This is a genomic window from Achromobacter sp. UMC46 (assembly GCF_014170335.1).
Lineage (GTDB): Bacteria > Pseudomonadota > Gammaproteobacteria > Burkholderiales > Burkholderiaceae_B > Achromobacter.
The window spans coordinates 95,324-118,921 of record NZ_LZZS01000033.1 but is presented as its reverse complement, the minus strand read 5'-3'; the positions used below and the strand labels follow the sequence as shown (position 1 = coordinate 118,921).

Below are 23,598 nucleotides of genomic sequence, written 5' to 3'. Positions count from 1 at the left end.
GCTGAATCGAGTTATTTCACAATCCTATACTTCCATTCACTTTCCCCGCAGCCTGCCCCCTCACCATGAGCGATTCCTTCACCACCCGCCCCGAAATACGCGGCACCTTCGGCGTCGTGTCCTCCACGCACTGGCTGGCCTCGCAAGTGGCGATGGGCGTGCTGGAACGCGGCGGCAACGCCTATGACGCCGCCGTCGCCGGCGGCTTCACCTTGCAGATCGTCGAGCCGCACCTGAACGGTCCGGGCGGCGAGGTGCCGATCCTGCTCTGGAGCGAACGCGAGCAGCGCATGCGCGCGCTGTGCGGCCAAGGGCCCGCGCCCGCGCTGGCCACGCCCGCCTACTTCCGCGGCCTGGGCGTGGAACTGGTGCCCGGCATCGGCCTGCTGCCCGCCACCGTACCCGGCGCGTTCGGCGCCTGGCTGACCCTGCTGCGCGACTATGGCACCTGGGAACTGGCCGACGTGCTGCAACCGGCCATCGACTATGCGCGCGACGGTTTTCCGCTGGTGCCCCGCGTGTCGCAGGCCATCCTGGCCGTGCAGGCGCTGTTCCGCGACGAATGGACGAGTTCCCGCGATGTCTGGATGCCCGGCGGCCGCGTGCCTGCGCCCGACGCCCTGTTCCGCACGCCCGCCATCGCCGCGACCTACACCCGCATCCTGGACGAGGCGCACGCCGCCAGCAGCGACCGCCGCGGCCGCATCGATGCCGCGCTGGAGAGCTGGTACCGGGGTTTCGTCGCCGACGCGATTGACACTTACTACACCCATGAGGCCGTGCGCGACACCACCGGGCAGCGCAACCGCGGGCTGCTGCGCAAGGCGGACATGGCCGACTGGCGCGCCACCTACGACGAGCCGGCCACGACCCAATACGGCCGCTACACCGTCGCCAAATGCGGCGTCTGGTCGCAAGGACCGGTGCACCTGCAGCAGTTGGCGATGCTGCGACACCTGGGCCTGGACGGCCTGGAGCCGACCTCGCCGCAATTCGTGCACCGCGTCGCCGAAGCCGCCAAACTGGCCTTCGCCGACCGCGCCGCCTGGTATGGCGACCCCGATTTCGTGCAGGTGCCTCTGGCCGCGCTGCTGAGCGACGCGTATGCGCGGCAGCGGGCGGGCGGGATCGGCACGCAAGCGTCCACGGCCCTGCAACCGGGCAGCCCTGCCGGCCTGGCGCCCCGCCTGCCCGATCTGGCCGCCGCCGATCGCACGCTGGCCGCCTCCGACATCCGCTTCGGCGTGGGCGAGCCCACCTTCGCGGCCTTGCCGCCCATGGCCGAATGGGCCGCGCGCGAAATCTTCGTGGGCGACACCTGCCAGATCGACGTCATCGATCGGGACGGCAACATGGTCGCCGCCACGCCCTCGGGCGGCTGGCTGTCGTCCAGCCCGGTCGTGCCGGGCCTGGGTTTCCCATTGACGACCCGGTTGCAGATGACGTGGCTGGACGATGGAGTAGCGGGCCAGCTGCAGCCGGGCAAGCGCCCCTGCACCACCTTGTCGCCCGGTCTCGTGCTGCGCGACGGGCAACCCTATATGGCGTTCGGCACGCCGGGCGGCGACCAGCAGGACCAGTGGACCGTGACGTTCTTCCTGCGCCATGCGATGGGCATGAACCTGCAGGAAGCCATCGATGCGCCCTCGTGGCACATCGACCATTTTCCGGGCTCGTTCTGGCCTCGCGCGCAGACGCTGAACCGCCTGACGGTGGAGTCCCGCCTGCCGGACGCCACGATCCAGGCGTTGCGCGATGCCGGCCACGAGGTCAAAGTCGGGCCCGCGTGGTCCGAAGGCCGCATCAGCGCCTGCACGCGCGAACCCGCGGCGGGCGGCGGCTTGCTGCTGCGCGCCGGCGCCAATCCGCGCGGCATGCAGGGCTATGCGGTCGGCCGATGAACCAGATCAACCAGTTCCATTCCAGCCGGCGTCCAGACCGGCACTTGCACAAGGGGTAATCACCATGACGTTGCGATTCAAACGACTATTGCGCGCCTGCGCGTTCGGCCTGGCGCTGACCGCGCCCGCGCTGTCCCAGGCCGCCTGGCCAGAAAAACCCATCACGCTGATCGTGCCGTGGGCGGCAGGCGGCTCCACCGACATCCTGGCGCGCGTGCTTTCCGAGGGGCTGACTCAGTCGCTGGGCCAGTCCGTCATCGTCGAGAACCGCTCGGGCGCGTCCGGCAACATCGGCACCACCTTCGTGGCCCGCGCCAAGCCCGACGGCTACACGCTGCTGGTCGGTTCGATGAGCACGCACACCATGAACCAGGCGCTGTACTCCAACATGCCGTTCGACGGCGTGAAGGACTTCACGCCCATCGCCGAACTGGCGCTGGTGACCAACACGATGGTGGTCCACCCGTCGGTGCCCGCGGCCAACCTGAAGGAATTCATCGCCTACGTGAAAGAGCGCCCGGATACGGTCGCCTACGCGTCGGCCGGCCAGGGCTCGACCAACCACCTGAGCGCGGCGCTGTTCGAGAAAGCCGCCGGCGTGAAGATGATGCACATCCCCTACCGCGGCGGCGCCCCCGCCGTGCTGGACACGGTGGCCGGCCGCACCCAGGTGCTGTTCAGCGCGGGCACGCAGACGCTGCCGCACGTGCAGACCGGCAAGTTGAAACTGCTGGCCGTCACCGAGGAAAAGCGCTCGCCGCTGTTGCCCGAGGTGCCCACGGTCGCCGAAACGCTGCCGGGCTATGAGCTGTCGGTCTGGTACGGCGCCTTCGGCCCGGCGGGCATGCCGCCCGAGCTGACCGCCCGCCTGAACCGCGAGATCAACCTGATCCTGAAGCGTCCCGACGTCATCAAGAAAATGGGCGACATGGGCGTGCTGCTGACCGAAACCACGCCGGAGCAATTCGGCCAGATCCTCGTGCGCGATGCCGACAAGTACGGCAAGCTGATCAAGGAATTGGGGATCACCGCGGAATGACCGGCCACGCTATCCCACAGCCTCCCGCGCCGGCCGGCGTGCAGGCCGTCGCGCGGGCGTACGCCTCGGCCGACGCGGCGGCCGCGCTGCAAGCCATCGACGCCTACGCCCACGCCGCGCTGGGGCACGCCTTGTGCACCGTTAACCGCTACGACGCGGACGCCATGCGCGTGGTGCGCCTGTACAGCTCGAACCCGCAGGCCTATCCCCCGGGCGGCAGCAAGGACAAGCGCGGCACGCCTTGGGGCCGCCACGTCCTGATTGATCAGCAGGTGTTCGTGGGCGAAGGCGAAGCCGCGATCCGAGAATTCTTCAACGACCACGACGCCATCCGCGACCTGGGCCTGCAGTCGGTGATCAACATCCCGGTCGTCTACGCCGGCGCCTGCCTGGGCACCGTGAACTTCCTGATGCCGCGCGCAAAGGTCTCGGACGCGGACATCGACAACGCACGGCTGGCGGGTTTGCTGGCGCTGCCGGCGTTCCTGGCGCTGCGCGCCGCAGGCTGAAACGCCTTGAAAATGACCCGCGCCCGGCGGGTCATTCGCCGCTTAGATCAACGCCCGCCGTATCCTTGACGACAGCATGTCGATCACGATCACGAACGCCACGATGATGATCATCACCGCGCAAGTTTCGGCGTAGCGGAAGCTGCGGATGATCTCCCACAGCACCGTGCCGATGCCGCCGGCGCCCACGATGCCGACCACCGATGCCGAACGCACGTTCGATTCGAAGCGGTACAGCGAGTACGAGATCCACAGGGGAAGCACCTGCGGGATCACCCCGTAGACGATTTCTTCCAGCGCGTTCGCGCCGGTGGCCCGCACGCCTTCCACGGGACGCGGATCGATGGCCTCTACCGCTTCCGAGAACAGCTTGGCCAGCACACCGGTCGTGTGCACCCACAGCGCCAGCACGCCCGCGAAGGGGCCCAGGCCCACGGCCACGATGAACAGCATCGCGAACACCATTTCATTGATGGCGCGGCAGGCGTCCATCAGGCGGCGCATCGGCTGGTAGACCCAGGCCGGCACCATGTTCGACGAACACAGCAGCCCCAGCGGCACCGCCACCACGATGGCGAGGAAGGTGCCCCACACGGCGATCTGCACCGTCACGATCATCTCGTCCAGGTACATGCGCCAATCGCGGAAATTGGGCGGGAAGAAATCGGCGGCGAACTGGGCCATGTTGCCCGAGTCGCGCAGCAGGTCGAGCGGCCGCATGTCCGCGCCGCGCCACGACATGACAAGCAGCGCAAGCACGACGGCCCAGACAAGAAGGACCGGCAGCGACGAACGCGGCGCGGCAGTCAAGCGAGAGGGATGGGTGGCTAGGTTCATGGAGAAAGGCGATCCGCTTGGGAGCATTCGGAGAAAAGGCACCGGCGTGCCTCATGGCACGCCGGTGCCTTGCGGCAAGGCTTATTGCTTGGCGATGGCGGGTTGGCCCAGGCTGGCCAGCTTGCCGTCCAGCTCGGTCAGCTGCTTCTGCTTTTCGGCTTGGCCCAGCGTGGTGTCGGCTTCGACCTTGGCCTTTTCACGGGCCAGTTCGATCTGGCGGATCGGCACCAGCTGCTGGTTGTCGGACGCGCGGAAGCCCTGATAGGTCAGCGCCTTCAGATTGGCCATTTCACGCTCGGCGTCCTTGCCCTTGCCGTAGTTGACGAAGAAGTCGCGCACGCGGGCCTTCAGGTCGGCCGGCAGGTCCGAGCGCATGACGAGCGGATCCGCCGGGATCAGCGGCGACTTCCACAGCACGCGCACGCTGTCGTTGGCGTCCTTGCCGGTGTTCAGGCGATAGCGCTCCAGCGCTTCCGTGTTGTTGACCGCCACGTCCACCTGCTTGTTGATGACAGACAGCAGATTGGCTTCGTGGTTGCTGGCGCGCACCGTCTTGAAGAAGGTCTTGGGTTCGATCTTGTTGGCGGCCCACAGGTAGTAGCCGGGCACGGCGGTGCCGGACGTGGAGTTGGGGTCACCCGCGCCGTAGCTCAGCTTGGCGCCGTTCTTCAGCACGTCGTCCAGCGTCTTCAGGTTGCTGTCCTTGTTGACGATCAAGAGCGACCAGTAGCCGGGGTTGCCGTCCTTGTCGATGACCGACGCGAACACTTCGCCCTTGGCACGGTCCACGGCTTCGATGGCCGACTTGTTGCCGAACCAGCCCAACTGGACCTTGTTGAAGCGCATGCCTTCGATGATGCCGGCGTAGTCCGACGCGAAGAAGGGCTTGACCGGCACGCCGATGGCGCGGCTCAAGTCGTCGATGACGGGTTGCCAGACGGACTTCAGGTTGGTCGACGATTCGGTCGAGATGATGCCGAAGTTCAACGTCTTGGCGTCTTGCGCGTACGCCTGGGTGGACAACGCGGCGGCGGCGATCAGGGTGACGAAGGTTCTGCGTAGCATGGGTGACTCCGGGTATGTAAGGGCAGAGAGGTCGGAACAGGGAGGGCGAAGCCGGATCAGGCCGCTTGCGCCAGTCGGGACAACGGCGCCAGGCTCGGCATGGCCGGCGCGTGGGCGGAATATTCGGGAAGCAGTTCGCTCAACTCGGAGCCGTACAGGTCGCGCAGCATCTCGGGTGTCAGGTCGGCCGCGCGGCCGTCATAGACCACCTTGCCGTGGCGCAATGCGACGACGCGCGGGCAATAGCGCAATGCCACGTCGACCTGGTGCAGCGACACCACCACGGCCACTTTGCGGCTGCGGTTGATCTGGGCCAGCGTGTCCATCACGCGGCGCGACGATTCGGGGTCCAGCGACGCGATGGGTTCATCGGCCAGGATCACGCGGGCGTTCTGCACCAGCGTGCGCGCGATCGCCGCGCGTTGCTGCTGGCCGCCGGACAACGTGGAGGCGCGCTGAAATGCGTAGTCGTCTATACCAACCTGGGCAAGCGCTTCCAGGCCCTGGCGCACTTCGCCGCGCAGGAACCAGCGGGTCAGGCTGCGCCACAGCGGCACGCGCGGCAGCATGCCGGTCAAGACGTTGGTGATGACCGGCAGGCGGCCGACCAGATTGAATTGCTGGAACACGAAACCGATGCTGGCGCGCGCGGCGCGCACATTGCGGCTCAAGCGGCCGTTCTGCTGGATCTGCTGGCCATTGACCTTGACACTGCCCTGACCCGCATCGCCGGCGACAAAACCCGCCAGATGACGCAGCAACGTGGACTTGCCCGACCCCGACGCACCCAGCAAGGCCACCATTTCACCGTCAGCCACTTGAAGACTGACGTTGTCCAGCGCTTTGGCGCCGGCATGGAACGTCTTGCTCAAATTCTGCACTTCGATGGCGTACGTCATCGTCTGATCCCCTTTTTGTGTGGTCATGGCGGCATTCTGTTTTCGCCGCATGACAGCGCGATGACCTGGGGATCGAATCATTTGGCTGAAAATACGGGGTCAGCAACCGACTGAAAGACCTCCGTCATAAATGGCCTGGCCCGCGTGTTGCGCCGTCTTGCGGCGCAGGTATATTCGAATTGTTCCCCCCACTTGCCTGGCGCTCATCATGATCAAAGGTTCCTGCCTGTGCGGCCGCGTGGCTTACGAGATCAACGGCCCCCTCACCAACGCCCTGAACTGCCATTGCGTCATGTGCCGCAAGTCGCACGGGGCGGCCTTCCGCAGCCGCGCGTCGGTTCAAGCCGCCGATTTCCAATGGACGAAGGGCGAGAACCACGTCACCTGGTACGCCTCGTCGCCGGGCAACTACCGGGGTTTCTGCGAAGCCTGCGGCACGCCACTGCTCAGCCGCTTCGACCAGATGCCCGATACCTATGGCCTGCCGCTGGGGGCACTGGACGACGACCCCGGCGTGAAGCCTGCGGCGAACTGCCACGTGGCCGACAAGGCCCCGTGGTTCGACATCACGGATGGGCTGCCCCAGCACCCGGGCGAATTCCACGGCGTCGACGAACCGAGCGCGCAGGCCGTTACATAAAAATTCAACCTGATGGTTGAATATCGAAGCGCGGCAGTCTATATTCAACCCTATGGTTGAATTTACCCCCTCCCCTCCCCTGGATGCCGTCTTTCGCGCGCTGGCCGATCCCACGCGCCGCGACATGCTGCGCAGTCTGACGCAAGGGGATCAGACCATCGGAGAGCTGGCTGCGCCCTTGCGCATGAGTTTTGCCGGCGCCTCCAAGCATGTGCAGGCCCTGGAACGCGCCGGCCTGATCCGGCGCACCATCCATGGCCGCACCCATATATGCAGCCTGAATCCCGAACCCATGGCCGAAGCCATGGAATGGCTGCGTTTCTATGAACAGTTCTGGGCGGGCAGGCTGGATGCGCTGACCTCGGCGCTGGCCTCCCATTCCCCCCCGCCCCCGTCCCTAGGAGAGCAACATGAGTGATCACGGCGTCGTCATGGATCCCACGACCTTGCGCTTTACCCGCCAGCTACCCGCCAGCGTGGAAACCGTGTGGGCATTTCTGACCGAATCCGAAAAACGGGGCCGCTGGCTGGCCACCGGCGACATGGAACTGCGCGAAGGCGGCGGCGTGACCCTGCGTTTCGTTCATGCGGACCTGTCGTCCGTCACCGAAGCCACGCCGGCCCCCTATCAGGCTTACGAGAACGGCGTGACCACCCACGGCGTCGTCACCCGCTGCGAGCCGCCCCGGCTGCTGGCCTTCACCTGGGGCGGATCCAAGGGCGAACCTTCCGAAGTCATGTTCGAACTCACGCCCGAAGGCGAAGGCACGCGGCTGGTGCTGACGCACCGCAAGCTGAGCTCCCGCGACGCCATGATCGACGTGGCGGGCGGCTGGCATACCCATCTGGGCGTGTTGTCGGCTCGGCTGGAAGGGCGGGATCCGGGCCCGTTCTGGTCCGCGCACCAGCACTGGGAGACCGACTACAAGGCGCGCATCGCGGGCGCATAGAGTCGTTCAGTAGCAACTATCACGGCGCAGCGACAGATAAATACTGGCTAATCGCTGCGCTTTGCAGTAACATCAATCCGTGATTTTTCCGCAAAAAACCGGGCTTCGGTCACTCTGCGTGCCAACCTGTATCCCTTCGGGTCACCCCCAAGATACTCAGGCTGCCCCCGGTTTGGTTGAGATTATCTCGAACGGACTATTACGAACGACGAACGACGCCGCAACATTGTTTTGCCTACCGGCGTTGCAACAATCGCCCCAACCCGCTTCTTCCGGCGCTGTGCGCTTGCACGGTGCCGCGACCAAGCCGCGCACTGCGCGCATATTGCCCACGCTGCGCGAGTATCCGTCATTTCAGACATCCACTGGGGATGCCATGGCCCTTACCCGCGCTTGCCCGAACGTTTCACGTTCAAACCGCTGGACCTGGTTATTTGAGTCCAACGCGCATGCCGCCTCGCGCGGCGCGTCATGCCGCCGGCCTGGCTGCGCGTATTGATCAAGGAGTAGAGAATGGCTAAAGAAGAACTCATCGAATTGGATGGCATCGTTGACGAAGTGCTGCCCGATAGCCGCTACCGCGTCAAACTGGACAACGGCATCGAAGTCGGCGCCTACGCCTCCGGCCGCATCCGCAAGCACCGCATCCGCATCCTGGCGGGCGATCGCGTCACCCTGGAAATGTCGCCGTATGACCTGACCAAGGGCCGCATCAACTTCCGTCACAAGGACGAGCGCGCTCCCGCTCCGCATCGTCCCCAGCAGTACCGCCGTTAAGCCAGGGCTCCAGGGCCGGCCCCAGGCCGGCTCCCTGCTGCCCTTTGTTCGCGCGGGCTTTTAAGCCCGAGCCGCGACATGCCGTAATGCGTGGGACGTCCATTCGTGAAAGAATGGCGCGCTTGCCAGGCGCAATGTCTGGCGGGATACGCATGAAGCAAGATGGAACTTAAAGAAGAGTTGCAAGCCGCTGCCGACCAGCTTTCCCTGGCACGAAGAAGATTCGTGAAAGGGGAGGAAGGCCTGCGCCTGCTCTACCAGTCGCGCGAGGGGTTCATCAACAGCCTTCGCAACACCGGCCTGACCTACGCCGAAGCCAAGATCAAGTACGACAACTGCCTGGACGATCAGGAAGCCCAGCAACGCCATGTGCGCCAGCAGATGGAATACGCCGAGCGCATGCACCAGTTCGTACTGAACAAGATCGCCCAGCAGACCGCCACGGCCTGAACGATCCCGGCCTGGACAATCAGGGCTTGAACGCCCCGATGAAGATCGCGGGATCGACCCGCGCGTCATTCAGGCTGACGTTCCAGTGCAGGTGCGGACCGGTCGCCCGTCCTGTCGCCCCCACCTTGCCTACCACGCCGCCGCGCGGCACCTCGTCGCCCACTTTCACGTCGATGGCCGACATGTGGCAGAACATGCTGACGAAGCCCTGCCCGTGGTCGACGAACACGGTCTTGCCGTTGAAGAAATAATCCCCCACCAGCACCACCACGCCCGCCGCCGGCGCCTTGATCGGCGTCCCCGAAGGCACGGCGAAGTCCAGGCCCGAATGCGGATTGCGTTCCTGGCCGTTGAAGAAGCGGCGCAGGCCGAACGGGCTGGACAGGCGGCCGCCGTTGACCGGGCGGTCAAGCAGCAGGTTGCTGGGCGTGACACCGGCCCGATAGGTTCGGTTGGCCGCGCTTTGCTCGGCCATCTCGCGTTCGATGCGCTTCATGTCGTCCGGGTTGGGATCGACCTGGCGCGGATTCTTCAGGGTGATGTGCTGCGCCACGTATTCCTTGGCGCCCACCTTGAACGGCAGCTTGCGCTGGCCGCGGGCATCGCTGACCACCACCTGCTGCTCGCCGGGCTTCACGCTGAGCGGAATGCCGACCACCGCGATCCACTGCTTGCCCTCTTCCCGCACGACCAGCACGCGCCGGTCCAGGAAGCTCACCTCGGGTGCGCGGTCGGCGTCGCCCAGCGCCAGCACGGCCACGCCACCGGGCACGGGCGCATTGAGCTTGCGCGAAATGAAACCTTGCTGCGCTTGCGCGCGCACGGGCAACCCGAATCCGATGGCGGCGGCGGCCAGGCCTGCGCGCAGCACCTCGCGGCGATTGAACATGGCGCTTACAGGCACAGGTTCGCGGGTTCGATGATGGTTTGGTCGCGACGGGCGATGCGAGTCGACAGGCGGGCTTCGGTCTTGCCCTTCCAGGTCGTGGTCGTCAGCACGGCTTCGACGCCCAGGCTGTCTTCCTGGACCAGCTCAAAGCCGTTGCGTACCGCGTTCTGCTTGAAATTGACGCCCTGGTTCTTCCAGGCGTCGGCCACGCACGTGGTGTAGTCCTCGGCCGTGCGCTGGGTCGCGCCGTAGAAGACCGGATCGCGCTGGCGCACGTCTTTGACATTGGCGCAGGCCGTCAACGCGGCCAGGACGGTAAGGGACAGGGCGAAACGAACCTTCATGACGGGAATACTCTCAAGCGGGGGGGTGGACAGGGGTGGCCAAAACTATAACGCAGCGATAAACGGCAATGACGCCGCCGCGGCTCAGGGCTGCGCCGCGCGGCGCGCCGACTTGGGACGGAAGGCGTCGATGACTGCCGGCTGCGTTTCCGCATACGGGCCGCCAATCAGGTCGATGCAATAAGGGATGGCGGCGAAGATGCCCGGCACCATTATGGTGCCGTCTTCGCCCCTCAACCCTTCCAGCGTCTCGCGTATGGACTTCGGCTGGCCCGGAAGGTTCACGATCAAGGCGGCGTGGGACGGGGTTTCGCGAATGACGGCGACCTGGCGCGACAGGATCGCGGTCGGAACGAAGCGCAGGCTGATCTGGCGCATCTGTTCGCCAAAACCGGGCATTTCCTTGGTGGCGACGGCCAGCGTGGCCTCGGGGGTCACGTCGCGCCTGGCCGGCCCCGTACCGCCGGTGGTCAACACCAGGTCGCACCCGCAGATGTCCACCAGCTCGATCAGCGTTTCGGAAATGCGGGCGGGTTCGTCCGGGATCAGGCGGTCCACCGCTTGCCAGGGGGAAACCAGCGCGGAGCCCAGCCATTCCCGCAGCGCGGGCAGGCCCTGATCCTGATAGGTGCCGGAAGAGGCGCGGTCAGAGACGGACACCAGGCCGATGATCAGGTCGTCGGGATGGCGGCGGGCGATTCGGGGCGTGGCGGTCATGGGCGGCAGCGTGGTGAAAAGGGGAAAAAGGCGGGATCGGCGCCGAATGGCGGCGGTCGGCGAGGTCAATCATGGAAATCCAGAACCACCCCGCGATGTCGATGCTATCGCATTCTTTCCCAGGAGAAAGCGCGCCAGCAGCCGAGCCGGGGCCCCGCGCGCTGTCGCAAAAAAGCGAATTGGGCCCCGGCCCCGGTTTCCCGCGCTTGTTCCCGTCACGCGCGCTGGATAACATCCGCTAACAAAATTCCTTCCGATAGCCCGCCGCGACGCCCGCCCATCCATGTTCAAACGCACTCTACGGCAGCACGCGCTGGCCGCGGCGCTGGCCCTGTCCGCGGCCGCCGCTTGCGGCGGGTGGGCCTGGCATTCCCTGGCGCTGAAAACCGGGCCTGTGCCCGCGGCGGCACCCGGCATCTATATCCCGAACCTGGGCAACACCCTGCAGGAGCAGACGCGCAACCTGTCGCGGATGAGCCAGGCGCTGCGCACGGGGGACCGGCTGGTGATCCTGGGATCGTCCGAGCTCACCAGCAACGACCTGCGCTTCGTGCCCTACCGCTATCTGGCCGACGAATTGCAAATGCCGGTGCTGGCCTATGGCCATTCGGGCTTCCAGTCGCTGGGGATGCAGTTGGTGCTGGCCGCGCTGGCCGACGACCTCTCGCCGGCCTCGCGCGTGGTCGTGATGCTGTCGCCCGGGTGGTTCGACGGCGATGGCGGGCTGGGTCCGGACGAATTCAAGGAGCACGCCAACCCGCTGCTACCCCGCCTGATGCAGCAGCCTGAAGGCCGGGCGGAACTGGCGCGCTGGCTGCGCGACAAGGGCGACGCCGGCGTGGCCTGGTCCATGGTGGCCGAACAGGCCTACGTGTTCCGCCAGCGCCTGGTCGACCTCTGGGCCCCGGCGTACGCCGCACCGGTTCCCGAGCGGGAACGCGACGGCCCGGCGGCGGCGGCCCGCGTGGTGGATTGGGATGCGCTGGCCAGCCAGGCCCAGGAGGCCGAGCAAAGCCAGATGGGCGGCAATCGCTACGCGGTGCGCGACGACTTCTTCAATAAGTACCTGCGCGCGATCCCCGAAGGCGGCAAGACCGCCTACCTGCCTCAGCCGCTGACCGGCCGCGACGAACTGCGGGAACTGACGGCCCTGATGGCGCTGCTGCACCAACGCGGCGCGCGCGCTCTGTTCGTGATGCAGCCCCTGCACCCGATGGTGTTCAAGGACCTGGCCCGTTTCGAGCCTATCCAGCGCGACGTCGCGGCGCTGTGCCAGCGCTACGCCATGACCTGCATGGACATGTATGGCGCCCCCTTCGAAGTCGGCATGCTGCGCGACGTGCAGCACCTGGGCGAACTGGGGTGGCTGCGCGTCAACCAGAAGATCGCCGAAGTCTTCAGACCCTGAAAGGCGCACGCAAATGAAAAGAACCCTTTGGCTCTGCCTGCTGTACCTGGGCGTCGTCGCCGTGATGCTGATCCAGGCCGACACGGCGGCCAATCTGGGCAAACCGATGGAAATCGAGTTCCAGTACTCGAAATTCTGACGCCCCCGGCTTCGCGGGGAAGGCGGCGGTGGTTTTTCGACGCAACCAGGGTCAGGTCACAAATCTGCAATAATCGGCTCCTCTCGCCGGAACCCTCGCCCCCCCGCCTCCATGTTCGACCTATTCCACGGCCTAGATCTCTGGGTTGGCCTCAGTCTTGTGCTGGCCCTGACATTCGTCCTGGCCTTCGAATTCATCAACGGCTTCCACGACACGGCAAACGCCGTGGCGACGGTCATCTACACCAAAGCCATGCCGCCGCATCTGGCGGTGGTGCTGTCGGGCATCTTCAACTTCCTTGGCGTGTTGCTGGGCGGCGTGGGCGTGGCCTACGCGATCGTCCACCTGCTGCCGGTGGAACTGCTGATCAACGTGGACACCGGCCGCGGGCTGGCCATGGTGTTCGCCATGCTGGCGGCCGCCATCGCCTGGAACCTGGGCACCTGGTACTTCGGCATCCCCGCGTCCAGCTCGCACACCCTGATCGGCTCGATCCTGGGCGTGGGCCTGGCCAACGCGCTGATCACCGACCTGCCGCTGGCCGATGGCGTCAACTGGGGCAAGGCCGTCGATATCGGGCTGTCGCTGGTGGCTTCGCCGGTGGCTGGATTCCTGGTGGCGGGCGGCTTGCTGCTGCTGCTCAAGCGCTGGCTGCCGCTGTCCAAGATGCACAAGACGCCGGACCAGCGCCGCGCGATCGACAACAAGAAGCACCCGCCGTTCTGGAACCGCCTGGTGCTGGTGCTGTCGGCCATGGGCGTGAGCTTCGTGCACGGATCCAACGACGGGCAGAAAGGCATCGGTCTGATCATGCTGGTGCTGATCGGCATCGTGCCGGCCAATTTCGTGCTGGACACGACCAGCACCACCTACCAGATCGAGCGCACCCGCGACGCGGCGAACCACCTGAACGTGTTCTACCAGCGCAACGAAGCCATGCTGGGCGACTTCCTGGCGCTCAAGCGCTCGGACGCGGCCACCGAACTGCCGCGCAATTTCCGCTGCGACCCGGAACTGACCGTGCCGACCATCGCCGCGCTGCAGACCGACCTGGCCGGCGTCAGCAACTACGCCGACCTGTCCGCCGACAAGCGCATCGACGTGCGCCGCTACCTCCTGTGCCTGGACGACACCGCCAAGAAGGTCTCGCGCATCGAAGGGCTGCCCGCCCGCGAACGCGCCGACTTGCAACGCCTGCGCGCCGACCTGACCGCCACCACCGAATACGCGCCCTTCTGGGTGATCGTGGCCGTGGCGCTGGCGCTGGGCGCGGGCACCATGGTCGGCTGGCGCCGCGTGGTGCTGACGGTGGGCGAAAAGATCGGCAAACAGGGCATGACGTATGCCCAGGGCATGTCCGCGCAGGTGACGGCGGTGGCCGCCATCGGCCTGGCCAACGTGTTCAGCCTGCCGGTGTCGACCACCCACGTGCTGTCTTCCGGCGTGGCCGGCACGATGATCGCCAACAAGACCGGGTTGCAAGGCAACACCGTGCGCAACATCCTGCTGGCCTGGGTGCTGACCCTGCCCGCCTCGATGGCGCTGGCGGCCGGCCTGTTCTGGATCGGCGTGCAGATCACCGGCTGATCCCGCCCCGCCTTACCGGCCCGCGCAGGCGACCTGCGCGGGCTGCGCAACACTCTGGCTACCGCGCCAGGCTGTTTTCCGCCCCCGCCCGCGTCTACCATGACGCCATGGCGACCCAGACCCCCACCCTGCATTACATTTTCGACCCGCTTTGCGGCTGGTGCTATGGCGCCGCGCCGCTGGTGGATGCCGCGCGCGGCATCGCCGGCCTGGCCGTGGCCGCCCACGGCGGCGGCATGATGACCGGCAGCAACCGCCAGCCCGTCACCGACGCGCTGCGCCGCTACGTCATGCCGCATGACGAACGCATCGCCGGCATGACCGGCCAGGTCTTCGGCAAGGACTACTTCGATGGCCTGCTGCGCGACGCGAACGCGGTGTTCGACTCCGAACCGCCCACCACCGCCATCCTGGCTGCCGGCAACGTGGCCGGCCGGGAATTGGATCTGCTCAAGCGTCTGCAACGCGCGCACTATGTGCAGGGCCTGCGCATCGCCGAGCCAGAAGTGCTGAAGACGCTGGCGCGGGAGATCGGCCTGGACGGCGACGGTTTCGATGCCGCCTATGCGGCCGCGCAAGGCGCCGAAACGGCTGCCCACATCGCCGAAAGCCGCCGCCTGCTGACCCAGGTCGGCGGCTCGGGCTTCCCGACGCTGGCGCTGGAACACAACGGCGCCTATGCGCTGCTGGAACCCGGCCGCTACCTGGGCCGCCCGGCCCAGTGGCAGGCGGACCTGCGCGCTCGCATCCAGGGCTAGGGCAGCGCGCCTGCCCGGCCCCGGGGCAGGCGCGTCAGCCCTCTTCGATGTCTCCGTCGCGCTGCAATGCGCGGTGCATGGCCGGGCGATCGCCCAGCCGCTCCACATAGGCGCTGAAGACCGGCGATTCCGGAATCACCTTCACCTGCATCATGTATTGCAGGGATCCGCCCAGCACGATGTCCACCGCCGAAAAGTGGCTGCCCAGAAAATAGGGCCGCGCTTGCAGGACCCGGGTCAGCACCTGCTCGACTTCATCCGCCGACCCCCACCCAGGGGCGCCGCCCTGGTGCGGCTGCTTGAACGCGCGTTCGACCATGGCGGGTTCGAACACCCCGGTGGAATAGGACAGCCAGGTCAGATACGGGCCGCGGCCGGCGTCGCCGACCAGCGGGCCCAGCCCTTTTTCCGGAAACAGGTCCGTGAGATACAGCGCGATGGCCGGGGTTTCAAATACCGGCACCCCGTCGTGCACCAGCGCCGGCACCTTGCGGTGCGGATGGATGTCGATGTAGTCCGCAGGCATGTGGCCCGCGCTGTCGGTGCCGCGGATGGACACCATTTCGGTGTCGTACGGCACGCCCAGTTCCTCAAGCAGCCACAGGATCCTGAACGACCGCGAGCGCGGCGCATGATAGAGCGTAAGCATGGTCGGCCTCCTTGGAGTCCGATTATTTTGCCTTGGCAGCCTCAGCCCGCCAAGGCCAGCAACACCCCGTATCCCCCCATGCCCAGCAGGACGGCCACGCCGGTATTGCTGACCAGGCGCGCGGCCACGCCGGTGACGACCAGGCCGCCCACATAGGGCGCGATGCGGGCGGCCTGCGTGCCCGCGTCCAGCAAGTCCGGCACGATAACGGCCGCCGCGATGCCCGCCAGCAGGCTGGGGCCCAGCGCGGCCAGCGCCGAGCCTTCGCGCGACAAATGCCGCAGCAGGCGGCTGCGTTCGGACAGCATGAAAGGCAGCGCGCGCGTCAGGTAGGTGATCACGGCCATCGCGATCACTGCGCCCCAGAAACCCAGGCCTTCGGCGTTCATGCGGACCTCTTCAAGCGATAAGCGGCGCAGCCGATGACGGCGCCCGTCAGGATGGCCAGGCTGGTATGCCCCATTGCCGCCACCACGCCCGCGCCCGCCACGGCGGCGATCACAGGCAGGCCCATGCCGCGCTTGGCGCTCTGGCACACCAGCGCCATGAACAGCGCCGGCAACGCGAACCGCATCACCTGGGACAACATGGGGTAATGGCGTTCCAGCCCGTCGCCGGCATAGACGCCGACGGCGGTGCCGGCGATCCAGGTCAACCACGCGCCCAGCCCCAGCGCGATCATCCAGCCTTGGCGGCGACCCGTCGGTACGCTTTGCAGGCGGTTGAAGGCGGTGGCGAAGACTTCATCGGTCAGCAGGAAGGCGACTTTCAGGCGGTCGCGCAGGGCCGCCGGCAGAAAGCGGGACAGCAAGGGCCCGTACAGCAGATGGCGGGCGTTCAGCAGCGAACACAGCGCCACCACCCACAGCCAAGGCGTACCGGCCTTGATCGACGCCAGCAGCAGGAACTGGCTGGCGCCGGCATAGACGAACACCGAAATCAGGATCACCTGCAACGGGGTCAAGCCTGCCGCGATGCCGGCGATCCCGAACGTCACTGCCACCGGAAAATAGCCGATCATGACCGGCAGACAGGATTTCAGCCCGTCGATGCGCGCGCTGCCCGCGAGGGCCTGCGCGGGGGAGGAAGACGTCTCCAAGGTGCTTTCCGCTTGTTTGTTGTGGCAAGGCAAGCGCGTAGTTTACCCATCCTGCAGGGGCGCCCGGCCAGGGCGCCACCTCACTGTTCCGGCATGCCCAGCGCCCGCAAGTGCGCTTTCAGGCGCCGCACCTCCTGGCTCAGGTCCAGGATCAGCGCCACGGCGTCCAGGCTGGCGCCGAAATCGTGCTCCAGCCGGCGCGCGTGCAACGCGCGCTGCAGGTCGACGCTGTAGAAGCACCATTCGGCGGGCTGCCTGCCGCTGGCGTTGACGATGCCCACTTCGACCAGTTGAGCGACCCATTCCACTTCCGCGCCGCAAGCGCGGGCCAGGTCGTCCGCGCTGAGCGGCTGCGATTTGCCCACGACGGTGGCGCTGGTGATGACAAGCTTCTTCATGGTCAGACCCCCAAGTGGCGCCGCGGGTTGAAAGGCACGTCCTGCTGCAGCTTGCGATAGGCCGCACGCGCGGCCTCGCTATCGGCTGGCGGCAGCACCAGGTCCAGCACCAGGTAAAGGTCGCCCGGCGGATCGCCGGGAATGCCGCGGCCGCGCAGCCGCAGCTTGCGCCCGTTGCCGGAGCCGGCCGGGATCGACACCTCGACCGTGCCGCCGGGCGTGGGCGTGTCCACCTGCGCGCCCAGCGCGGCTTCCCACGGGGCGACGGGCAGCGTCATGTAAAGATCGCGGCCTTCCGCCCGGTAGCGCGGGTGCGGCTTGAAGCGCACTTCCAGGTACAGGTCGCCGTTTTCGCCGCCGCCGTAACCGGGCATGCCCTGCCCCGCCAGACGGATGAACTGGCCTTCGCGCACGCCCGGGGGAATGCGCACACTGAGCGTGCGGGTCTTCATGTGGGGATGGCCCTGGTCGTCCATCTCCATCGACCTCAGGCTGATATCGCGCGTGGCGCCCTTGAGCGCGTCTTCCAGATCCACCTCGACTGCGGCGTGGTGGTCCTCGCCGCGTGCGCGGAAGTCCTGCTGGCGCGCCCCGCCCCGCTGGCCGCGGCCGCCGAACAGCGACGAGAAGAATTCGCTGAACTGCGCCTCGTCGCCGGGCGCCGCACCCCGATGGAACTCGAACCCTTCGTCCCACCCGGGCGGCGGCTGGAAACCGCCGTCGGACGACACGCCGGCCGCAAGATTGTCATAGGCCTGGCGCTTTTCCTGGTCGCGCAGGACGTCGTAGGCTTCGTTGACGTCGCGCATGCGTACCTCGGCGTCGCTCTCCTTGCTGACGTCGGGATGGTATTTGCGGGCGAGTTTTCGGTAAGCGCGCCGGATCTCGTCTTCGGAGGCGCCGCGCTCGACACCAAGCGTGCTGTAGTAGTCCTTGAACTCCATGTTCCAGCTCACCTTAAAGGTTTCGGCCGCGTCGGGCGGTGCCGCATCCGGCCTTGAATATCAAGAAGATAGGGGTTGCAGAGCGTTTTTTCAATGCGCAATATCAGGCGCCGGCATGCGTGCATAATGTTTGGTTGCCCCCTTTTCGGGGCATGGCCGGCCGCCGCCGGCCAGGATCTGCCACAGGAACCGATCGTGCTGGAAATCATCGACGTCGACTTCTCAAACCCGGAACATGGCCGCCAGGTGCTGGCCATGCTGAACGACTACGCAAGCGGCCCGATGGGCGGCAATTCGCCCCTGCCCGCCTACGCGCAGCAGAACCTCATCGCCGAACTGGCCCGCCGCCCGACCGCCCACGCCCTGCTTGCCCGTGTCGACGGGCAGCCCGCCGGCGTGGCGATCTATCTGGAAGGCTTCTCCACCTTTGCGTGCCGGCCCCTGATCAACCTGCACGACCTGGGCGTGTCGCCCCGTTTCCAGGGCCAGGGAATCGGCAAGCAGCTGCTGGACGCGCTGGAAGCGCGGGCCCGCCAGATGGGCTGCTGCAAGATCACGCTGGAAGTGCTGGAAGGCAACGCCGTGGCCCAGGGGCTGTACCGCAAACTGGGCTTCGAGGGCTACGCGCTGGACGACACCACCGGCCGCGCGATGTTCTGGCAAAAGAAGCTTGTAGCCTGAGTGGCGTAGTATGTGATTTTTACCGGGCGGCCCCCTTTTCCCGCCGTCCGGCCACCCATCGCAGGATTCACGATGAAGATGAGCAACATCCCCTTCGGCACCACGGACTGGTCCGAAGTGGAACGCACCGAACACGCTGGCGACACCGGCATGGCCTATTGGCGCACCCGCCAGTTCGGCGACCTGAGGGTCCGCATGGTGGAATACACCGCCGGCTACCTGGCCGACCACTGGTGCAGCAAGGGCCACATCCTGCTCTGTCTGGAAGGCGAACTGCTCACCGAGCTGGAAGACGGCCGGCAGTTCGTCCTGACCCCGGGCATGAGCTACCAGGTGGCCGACCAGGCCGAGCCCCACCGCTCCTCCACCGCCACGGGCGCCAAGCTCTTCATCGTCGACTGACGCGCCGGCGCGACACGCGAAATTGCAATTGCGTTACGCTTTGCGATTCATGCGGCGCCGCGCCATCCGCCGGATCCGCACCGCCGACCACGACCCCGCCTGACCGGAGACAAGACTTGGGCGCCCCGATTACGCTATACGTCGATTCCCTGTTTCTCAGCCCCTACGCCATGTCGGCCTATGTGGCGCTGACTGAAAAGAAATTGCCCTTCGAAGTGCGCCCGATCGATCTGGAAGCGGGCGAGCAACGAATGCAGCCGTACCAGTGCCGTGCGCTGACGGCGCGCGTGCCCGCGCTGACGCACGACGGCTTCAACCTGACCGAATCCAGCGTCATCGCCGAATACCTGGAAGACGTGTTCCCCGCGCCCGAGCATGCCGCGCTGTATCCCCAGGCCCCGCGCGAGCGCGCCCGCGCCCGCCAATTGCAGGCCTGGCTGCGCAGCGACCTGGCAACGCTGCGCCAGGAGCGTCCCACCGAAACGGTGTTCTACGGCGCAGCCGGCCAGCCGCTGTCCGATGCCGCGCACGCCGCCTCCGCCAAGCTGATCCAGGTTGCCAGCTACCTTATCGGGGTGGACCAGGCGTCCTTGTTCGACGAATGGTGCATCGCCGACCTGGACCTGGCGGTCATGCTCAAGCGCCTGGCCCTGGACGACCTGCCCGATCCCCTGCGCGCCTACGCCGATGTCCAATGGCAGCGGCCCTCTGTCCGGAAATGGCTGGAGCACAACGCCGCCGCGCGGGCCTGACGACCACCCGGAGCCGTGATGCAATTGCTGGATCACGTCTCCATCCCCGTTTCCGCACTGGCTGACGCCCGGCCGTTCCATGACGCCGGCGCTTCCCGCAACGCAACGTTTCCTGCAAACTCTGCAATAAAGCTGAAAGAAGGGACAGTCTCGTCCCGAATTTGACCGGCATCAAGCCCTTCCATGTTGCGACGCAGCATTCGATGCGGTGTAATGGGGAGGTCAACTCGGCCGGTTCCACTCGGGATCGGCCCGGCGGCCTTCCGCCGTCGGGAGCAACTAACAGGAGATCGCTATGGCCGGAACCGGCAACGATCGCGTCCCCACCCCGTCCTTCAACCCCTGGACGGCCGCCTACGAATATGCCGTGGATGCCTGGCAGCGAGGCGTGCTCTACGCAGACGTGCTGCGCCAGCGCGGCAACCAGTACCACGAACACATGGCCAAGCGAGCGCCCAACGTGCTGAGCATGGAGTTCGAGCTGGTGCTGGATGGCCGCGAACTGCCGCGCCCCGTCAACTACGGGCTGTTGCGCATCAAGCCGCCGGCCGACGTGGAAACCGATCCGATCAAGCGCCCCTTCCTGGTGGTGGATCCGCGCGCGGGCCATGGCCCGGGCATCGGCGGCTTCAAGCCGGAAAGCGAAATCGGCGTGGCGGTGCGCGCGGGCCATCCCTGCTACTTCGCGACCTTCCTGCCCCAGCCCATGCCCGAGCAGACCGTCGAAGACGTGATGATGGCCGAAGCGCGGTTCCTGGAAGAAATCATCGCGCTGCATCCCGACGCCGAAGGCAAGCCGGTCGTGGTGGCCAATTGCCAGGCGGGCTGGCAGATCATGATGACTGCCGCCATCCGCCCGGAATTGTTCGGCCCCATCATCGTGGCCGGCGCCCCGCTGTCGTATTGGGCAGGCTGGCGCGGCAAGAATCCGATGCGCTATTCCGGCGGCCTGCTGGGCGGCAGCTGGCTCACGGCGATGACCAGCGACCTGGGCAATGGCAAGTTCGACGGCGCCTGGCTGGTGCAGAACTTCGAAAACCTGAATCCCGCCAACACCTTGTGGTCCAAGCAGTACAACCTGTACTCCAAGGTGGACACCGAAGCCGACCGCTACCTGAGCTTCGAGAAATGGTGGGGTGGCCACGTTTTCCTGAACGGCCCCGAAATCCAGTACATCGTCGACAACCTGTTCGTGGGCAACCGGTTGGCCACGGCCGGCCTGGTGACCTCCGACGGCATCCGCATCGACCTGCGCAACATCCGGTCGCCGATCGTGGTGTTCTGCTCGAAGGGCGACAACATTACCCCGCCGCCGCAGGCGCTGGGCTGGATCCCCGACCTCTACCAGAACGAAGCCGAAGTGCTGGCCCACGGCCAGACGATCGTCTACGCCGTTCACGAAAGCATCGGCCACCTGGGTATTTTCGTGTCCGGCAGCGTGGCCCGCAAAGAGCACCAGGAGTTCACGTCGAACATCGACATGATCGACGTGCTGCCCCCGGGCATCTACCAGGCGGAGATCGCCGACAAGACGCCCGATACCCCGAACGCGGATCTGGCGTCCGGCAACTACGTGCTGTCGTTCGAACAGCGCACGCTGGATGACGTGCGCGCCATCGTCGACCGCAAGGAAGAGGACGACCGCCGCTTTGCCGCCGTGGCCCGCATCTCGGACATCAACCTGGGCATGTACCGCAGCTTCATGCAGCCGTGGCTGCGCGCGCTGGTCACCCCGCAATTCGCGGAATGGAGCCAACGCCTGCATCCGCTGCGCCTGCCTTATGAACTGATCTCGGACCGCAACCCGGTCATCGCGCCCATCGCCAAGATCGCCGAACAGGTGCGCGAACAGCGCCAGGCGGCCCCGGCCTCCAACCCGTTCCTGATGGCGCAGGAGATGTTCTCGAACTGGGTCGAAACCAGCCTGAACATCTGGCAGGAATTGCGCGATTCGGCCGATGAACGCACGTTCATGGGCGTCTACGGTTCGCCGCTGGTGCAGGACCTGGCCGGCCTGGGCGCCAAGTCCGGCCCGCCGCGCAAGCATCCGGGCGTCTCGCCCGAGCATCGCCGCTTCATGGAAGACCGCGCCGCCGAATTGCGTTCGATGGTGCAGGAAGGCGGCCTGCGCGTCGCCGCCATCCGCATGCTGCTGTATGTGTCCGGCGCCGAAGGCGGCCTGGACGAGCGCAGCTTTGCGCTGATCCGCAAGATGCGCGCCGAATCCGACAACGCGTTGACCTTGCAGCAGTTCAAGGACCTGACCCGCGACCAGGCCCTGATCCTGACGCTGGATTCGGACGCCGCCCTGCTGGCGATGCCGCATCTGCTGGAAGACTCGCCAGCGCCGGCGATCCGCGACGCGCTGGAGACGATGAAGCGCGTGCTGCAAGCGGGCGAACCCCTCAATCCCGCCGCCCGCGCGAGCCTGGACGAGATGGAGCGCATCTTCGTGGCGGCCGAACGCCGCGCGCAGAAGCGCGACACTGCGCACGCGCCGGCCAAGCGACCAGCCAAATTGCCGGCCCCCGCGCCTGCCATGCCCGCCTTGAAGCTGGTCGAAGCCGCCGCCCAGGTGCCGGCCAAGAAGGCACGCCTCCACCCCGCGGCGGCCGAATCGGCAGCGGCCAAGGCTGCGGAGGGCGCCGCGACCAAGGCTGCTGCAAAGGTCGCCACCCAGCGGAGCGCGAAGTCTGCCACGGCATCGACGGCGGCACCGGCAACCAAATCCGCCGCCAAGCCCGCCCCCGCCAAATCCCCTGCGAAACGCGCGACCAAGACCGCAGCCCGTCAATCCGCCAAGGCCAAGACCGCATGACCCTGCCCACCTCGACGCATTACGACAAGCTGATCGCGCGCGCGCAGACGCTGGAAGCGGCCTTCTGCGCCATCGCCCACCCTTGCGACGAGCCCTCGCTGTCCGCCGCGCTGGAGGCACGCGACCTGGGGCTTTTGCATCCCATCCTGGTGGGTCCGGAAAAGAAGATCCGCGACACGGCTGCGCAGTTCAACCTGAACCTGGGCGACGCCCGCATCGTGGACGTGCCGCACAGCCATGCGGCCGCCGAGACCGCCGTGGCGCTGGTGCGCAACGGCGAGGCCACGCTGCTGATGAAGGGCAGCCTGCACACCGACGAGCTGATGCACGAAGTCGTCGCGCGCACGACCGGCCTGCGCAGCGGCCGGCGCATCAGCCATGTGTTCATCATGGAAGTGCCGACCTACGCCGAGCCGCTCTTCATCACCGACGCGGCCATCAACATCTTCCCCGACCTGGAAACCAAAGCGGACATCATCCGCAATGTGATCGACCTGCATCACGGCCTGGGCCTGGGCGAACCGCGCGTGGCGATCCTGTCGGCCGTCGAGCAGGTCACCCCCAGCATCCCCAGCACCATCGAAGCCGCCGCGCTGTGCAAGATGGCCGACCGCGGCCAGATCGCCGGCGGCCTGCTGGACGGCCCGCTGGCGCTGGACAACGCGATCAGCCCGGACGCCGCCCGCATCAAGGGCATCCGCTCGCCGGTGGCCGGCGTGGCGCAGGTGCTTGTCGTGCCCGACCTGGAGGCCGGCAACATGCTGGCCAAGAACCTTACCTTCCTGGCCAATGCGGAAGCGGCGGGCATCGTGCTGGGCGCCCGCGTGCCCATCATCCTGACCAGCCGCGCGGACAGCCCGCGCTCGCGCCTGGCGTCCTGCGCGGTGGCGGCGATCTACGCCCACCACCTGAGCCAGCAGGCGGCCCGCCCGCTGGCGTGACGCGC

At 66.7% G+C, this 23,598-nt stretch carries 28 protein-coding genes; 17 read left to right on the top strand and 11 right to left on the bottom strand.

Annotated elements, in window-relative coordinates; all coding sequences use genetic code 11:
• Window positions 1–65: 65 nt before the first annotated feature.
• The 3 genes from A9973_RS22405 (at window position 66) to A9973_RS22395 (ending at window position 3,449) form a co-directional block, all read left to right on the top strand.
• Entirely contained in the window at window positions 66–1,901 is a 1,836-nt protein-coding gene (locus tag A9973_RS22405) for a gamma-glutamyltransferase family protein (RefSeq protein ID WP_183015872.1), read from the top strand.
• A gap of 64 nt (window positions 1,902–1,965) precedes the next feature.
• Window positions 1,966–2,940, top strand: a complete 975-nt coding sequence (locus A9973_RS22400) for a tripartite tricarboxylate transporter substrate binding protein (protein WP_183015871.1) — start codon at window positions 1,966–1,968, stop codon at window positions 2,938–2,940.
• A complete protein-coding gene (locus tag A9973_RS22395; RefSeq protein WP_183015870.1) occupies window positions 2,937–3,449 on the top strand; it encodes a GAF domain-containing protein in 513 nt (170 codons plus the stop codon). The genes A9973_RS22400 and A9973_RS22395 overlap by 4 nt, the downstream gene beginning before the upstream one ends.
• Window positions 3,450–3,491: 42 nt before the next feature.
• On the opposite strand, the gene phnE is transcribed toward A9973_RS22395, so the two are convergent.
• From phnE to phnC, 3 genes are all read right to left on the bottom strand, one after another.
• On the bottom strand, window positions 3,492–4,286 hold the full coding sequence (phnE, locus tag A9973_RS22390) for a phosphonate ABC transporter, permease protein PhnE (protein ID WP_183015869.1): 795 nt from the start codon (window positions 4,284–4,286) through the stop codon (window positions 3,492–3,494).
• Window positions 4,287–4,367: 81 nt separating this feature from the next.
• Window positions 4,368–5,351 (bottom strand): phosphonate ABC transporter substrate-binding protein, encoded by a 984-nt coding sequence (gene phnD, locus A9973_RS22385; protein WP_183015868.1) that lies wholly within the window; start codon window positions 5,349–5,351, stop codon window positions 4,368–4,370.
• Window positions 5,352–5,407: 56 nt separating this feature from the next.
• Entirely contained in the window at window positions 5,408–6,250 is an 843-nt protein-coding gene (phnC, locus tag A9973_RS22380) for a phosphonate ABC transporter ATP-binding protein (protein ID WP_183016013.1), read from the bottom strand.
• Between the two features lie 208 nt (window positions 6,251–6,458).
• Between phnC and A9973_RS22375 the strand changes: the two genes are divergently transcribed.
• The 5 genes from A9973_RS22375 to A9973_RS22355 all read left to right on the top strand — a co-directional run bounded on the left by A9973_RS22375 (window position 6,459) and on the right by A9973_RS22355 (window position 9,067).
• Complete coding sequence (locus A9973_RS22375; RefSeq protein ID WP_183015867.1) at window positions 6,459–6,890, top strand: GFA family protein; 432 nt, start codon at window positions 6,459–6,461, stop codon at window positions 6,888–6,890.
• Between the two features lie 52 nt (window positions 6,891–6,942).
• On the top strand, window positions 6,943–7,308 hold the full coding sequence (locus tag A9973_RS22370; protein ID WP_183015866.1) for a helix-turn-helix transcriptional regulator: 366 nt from the start codon (window positions 6,943–6,945) through the stop codon (window positions 7,306–7,308).
• Window positions 7,301–7,840 (top strand): SRPBCC family protein, encoded by a 540-nt coding sequence (locus tag A9973_RS22365; protein ID WP_183015865.1) that lies wholly within the window; start codon window positions 7,301–7,303, stop codon window positions 7,838–7,840. The genes A9973_RS22370 and A9973_RS22365 overlap by 8 nt, the downstream gene beginning before the upstream one ends.
• A gap of 513 nt (window positions 7,841–8,353) precedes the next feature.
• Entirely contained in the window at window positions 8,354–8,617 is a 264-nt protein-coding gene (gene infA / locus A9973_RS22360; protein WP_006221179.1) for a translation initiation factor IF-1, read from the top strand.
• 162 nt (window positions 8,618–8,779) lie between these two features.
• A complete protein-coding gene (locus A9973_RS22355) occupies window positions 8,780–9,067 on the top strand; it encodes a hypothetical protein (protein ID WP_183015864.1) in 288 nt (95 codons plus the stop codon).
• Between the two features lie 19 nt (window positions 9,068–9,086).
• On the opposite strand, the gene A9973_RS22350 is transcribed toward A9973_RS22355, so the two are convergent.
• The 3 genes from A9973_RS22350 to mog form a co-directional block, all read right to left on the bottom strand.
• Window positions 9,087–9,956, bottom strand: coding sequence for a M23 family metallopeptidase (locus tag A9973_RS22350; protein WP_183015863.1), 870 nt, complete (start codon window positions 9,954–9,956; stop codon window positions 9,087–9,089).
• Between the two features lie 5 nt (window positions 9,957–9,961).
• Window positions 9,962–10,300 (bottom strand): hypothetical protein, encoded by a 339-nt coding sequence (locus A9973_RS22345; RefSeq protein WP_183015862.1) that lies wholly within the window; start codon window positions 10,298–10,300, stop codon window positions 9,962–9,964.
• 84 nt (window positions 10,301–10,384) lie between these two features.
• Complete coding sequence (gene mog / locus A9973_RS22340; protein WP_183015861.1) at window positions 10,385–11,017, bottom strand: molybdopterin adenylyltransferase; 633 nt, start codon at window positions 11,015–11,017, stop codon at window positions 10,385–10,387.
• Between the two features lie 283 nt (window positions 11,018–11,300).
• Between mog and A9973_RS22335 the strand changes: the two genes are divergently transcribed.
• From A9973_RS22335 to A9973_RS22325, 4 genes are all read left to right on the top strand, one after another.
• The gene (locus tag A9973_RS22335; protein ID WP_183015860.1) at window positions 11,301–12,425 is read left to right on the top strand and encodes a D-alanyl-lipoteichoic acid biosynthesis protein DltD; all 1,125 of its coding nucleotides are present in this window, start codon (window positions 11,301–11,303) and stop codon (window positions 12,423–12,425) included.
• Between the two features lie 13 nt (window positions 12,426–12,438).
• Window positions 12,439–12,564 carry a hypothetical protein gene (locus tag A9973_RS31255; protein ID WP_255410200.1) on the top strand — a complete coding sequence of 42 codons (126 nt, stop codon included), beginning with the start codon at window positions 12,439–12,441 and terminating at the stop codon, window positions 12,562–12,564.
• Window positions 12,565–12,675: 111 nt separating this feature from the next.
• Window positions 12,676–14,151: an inorganic phosphate transporter gene (locus A9973_RS22330; RefSeq protein ID WP_183015859.1), complete on the top strand. Its 1,476-nt coding sequence runs from the start codon at window positions 12,676–12,678 to the stop codon at window positions 14,149–14,151.
• A gap of 107 nt (window positions 14,152–14,258) precedes the next feature.
• On the top strand, window positions 14,259–14,909 hold the full coding sequence (locus A9973_RS22325) for a DsbA family protein (RefSeq protein ID WP_183015858.1): 651 nt from the start codon (window positions 14,259–14,261) through the stop codon (window positions 14,907–14,909).
• A gap of 34 nt (window positions 14,910–14,943) precedes the next feature.
• Here A9973_RS22325 and A9973_RS22320 read toward each other — a convergent pair whose 3' ends face one another.
• From A9973_RS22320 to A9973_RS22300, 5 genes are all read right to left on the bottom strand, one after another.
• Window positions 14,944–15,558 (bottom strand): glutathione S-transferase family protein, encoded by a 615-nt coding sequence (locus A9973_RS22320; protein WP_183015857.1) that lies wholly within the window; start codon window positions 15,556–15,558, stop codon window positions 14,944–14,946.
• A 41-nt stretch (window positions 15,559–15,599) separates the two neighbouring features.
• Entirely contained in the window at window positions 15,600–15,947 is a 348-nt protein-coding gene (locus A9973_RS22315; RefSeq protein ID WP_183015856.1) for an AzlD domain-containing protein, read from the bottom strand.
• Window positions 15,944–16,657 carry an AzlC family ABC transporter permease gene (locus A9973_RS22310; protein ID WP_183015855.1) on the bottom strand — a complete coding sequence of 238 codons (714 nt, stop codon included), beginning with the start codon at window positions 16,655–16,657 and terminating at the stop codon, window positions 15,944–15,946. The genes A9973_RS22315 and A9973_RS22310 overlap by 4 nt, the downstream gene beginning before the upstream one ends.
• A gap of 80 nt (window positions 16,658–16,737) precedes the next feature.
• Complete coding sequence (locus A9973_RS22305; RefSeq protein WP_183015854.1) at window positions 16,738–17,055, bottom strand: chaperone modulator CbpM; 318 nt, start codon at window positions 17,053–17,055, stop codon at window positions 16,738–16,740.
• 2 nt (window positions 17,056–17,057) lie between these two features.
• Entirely contained in the window at window positions 17,058–17,999 is a 942-nt protein-coding gene (locus tag A9973_RS22300) for a DnaJ C-terminal domain-containing protein (RefSeq protein WP_183016012.1), read from the bottom strand.
• Window positions 18,000–18,194: 195 nt separating this feature from the next.
• Here A9973_RS22300 and A9973_RS22295 point away from each other — a divergent pair, with 195 nt between their 5' ends.
• The 5 genes from A9973_RS22295 to A9973_RS22275 all read left to right on the top strand — a co-directional run bounded on the left by A9973_RS22295 (window position 18,195) and on the right by A9973_RS22275 (window position 23,593).
• Window positions 18,195–18,680 carry a GNAT family N-acetyltransferase gene (locus A9973_RS22295; RefSeq protein ID WP_183015853.1) on the top strand — a complete coding sequence of 162 codons (486 nt, stop codon included), beginning with the start codon at window positions 18,195–18,197 and terminating at the stop codon, window positions 18,678–18,680.
• A 72-nt stretch (window positions 18,681–18,752) separates the two neighbouring features.
• Window positions 18,753–19,082, top strand: coding sequence for a DHCW motif cupin fold protein (locus tag A9973_RS22290; RefSeq protein ID WP_183015852.1), 330 nt, complete (start codon window positions 18,753–18,755; stop codon window positions 19,080–19,082).
• A 116-nt stretch (window positions 19,083–19,198) separates the two neighbouring features.
• The gene (gene yfcF, locus A9973_RS22285) at window positions 19,199–19,834 is read left to right on the top strand and encodes a glutathione transferase (RefSeq protein WP_183015851.1); all 636 of its coding nucleotides are present in this window, start codon (window positions 19,199–19,201) and stop codon (window positions 19,832–19,834) included.
• A 295-nt stretch (window positions 19,835–20,129) separates the two neighbouring features.
• A complete protein-coding gene (locus A9973_RS22280; protein WP_183015850.1) occupies window positions 20,130–22,652 on the top strand; it encodes a DUF3141 domain-containing protein in 2,523 nt (840 codons plus the stop codon).
• Window positions 22,649–23,593: a phosphate acetyltransferase gene (locus A9973_RS22275; RefSeq protein WP_183015849.1), complete on the top strand. Its 945-nt coding sequence runs from the start codon at window positions 22,649–22,651 to the stop codon at window positions 23,591–23,593. The genes A9973_RS22280 and A9973_RS22275 overlap by 4 nt, the downstream gene beginning before the upstream one ends.
• Window positions 23,594–23,598: the final 5 nt, after the last annotated feature.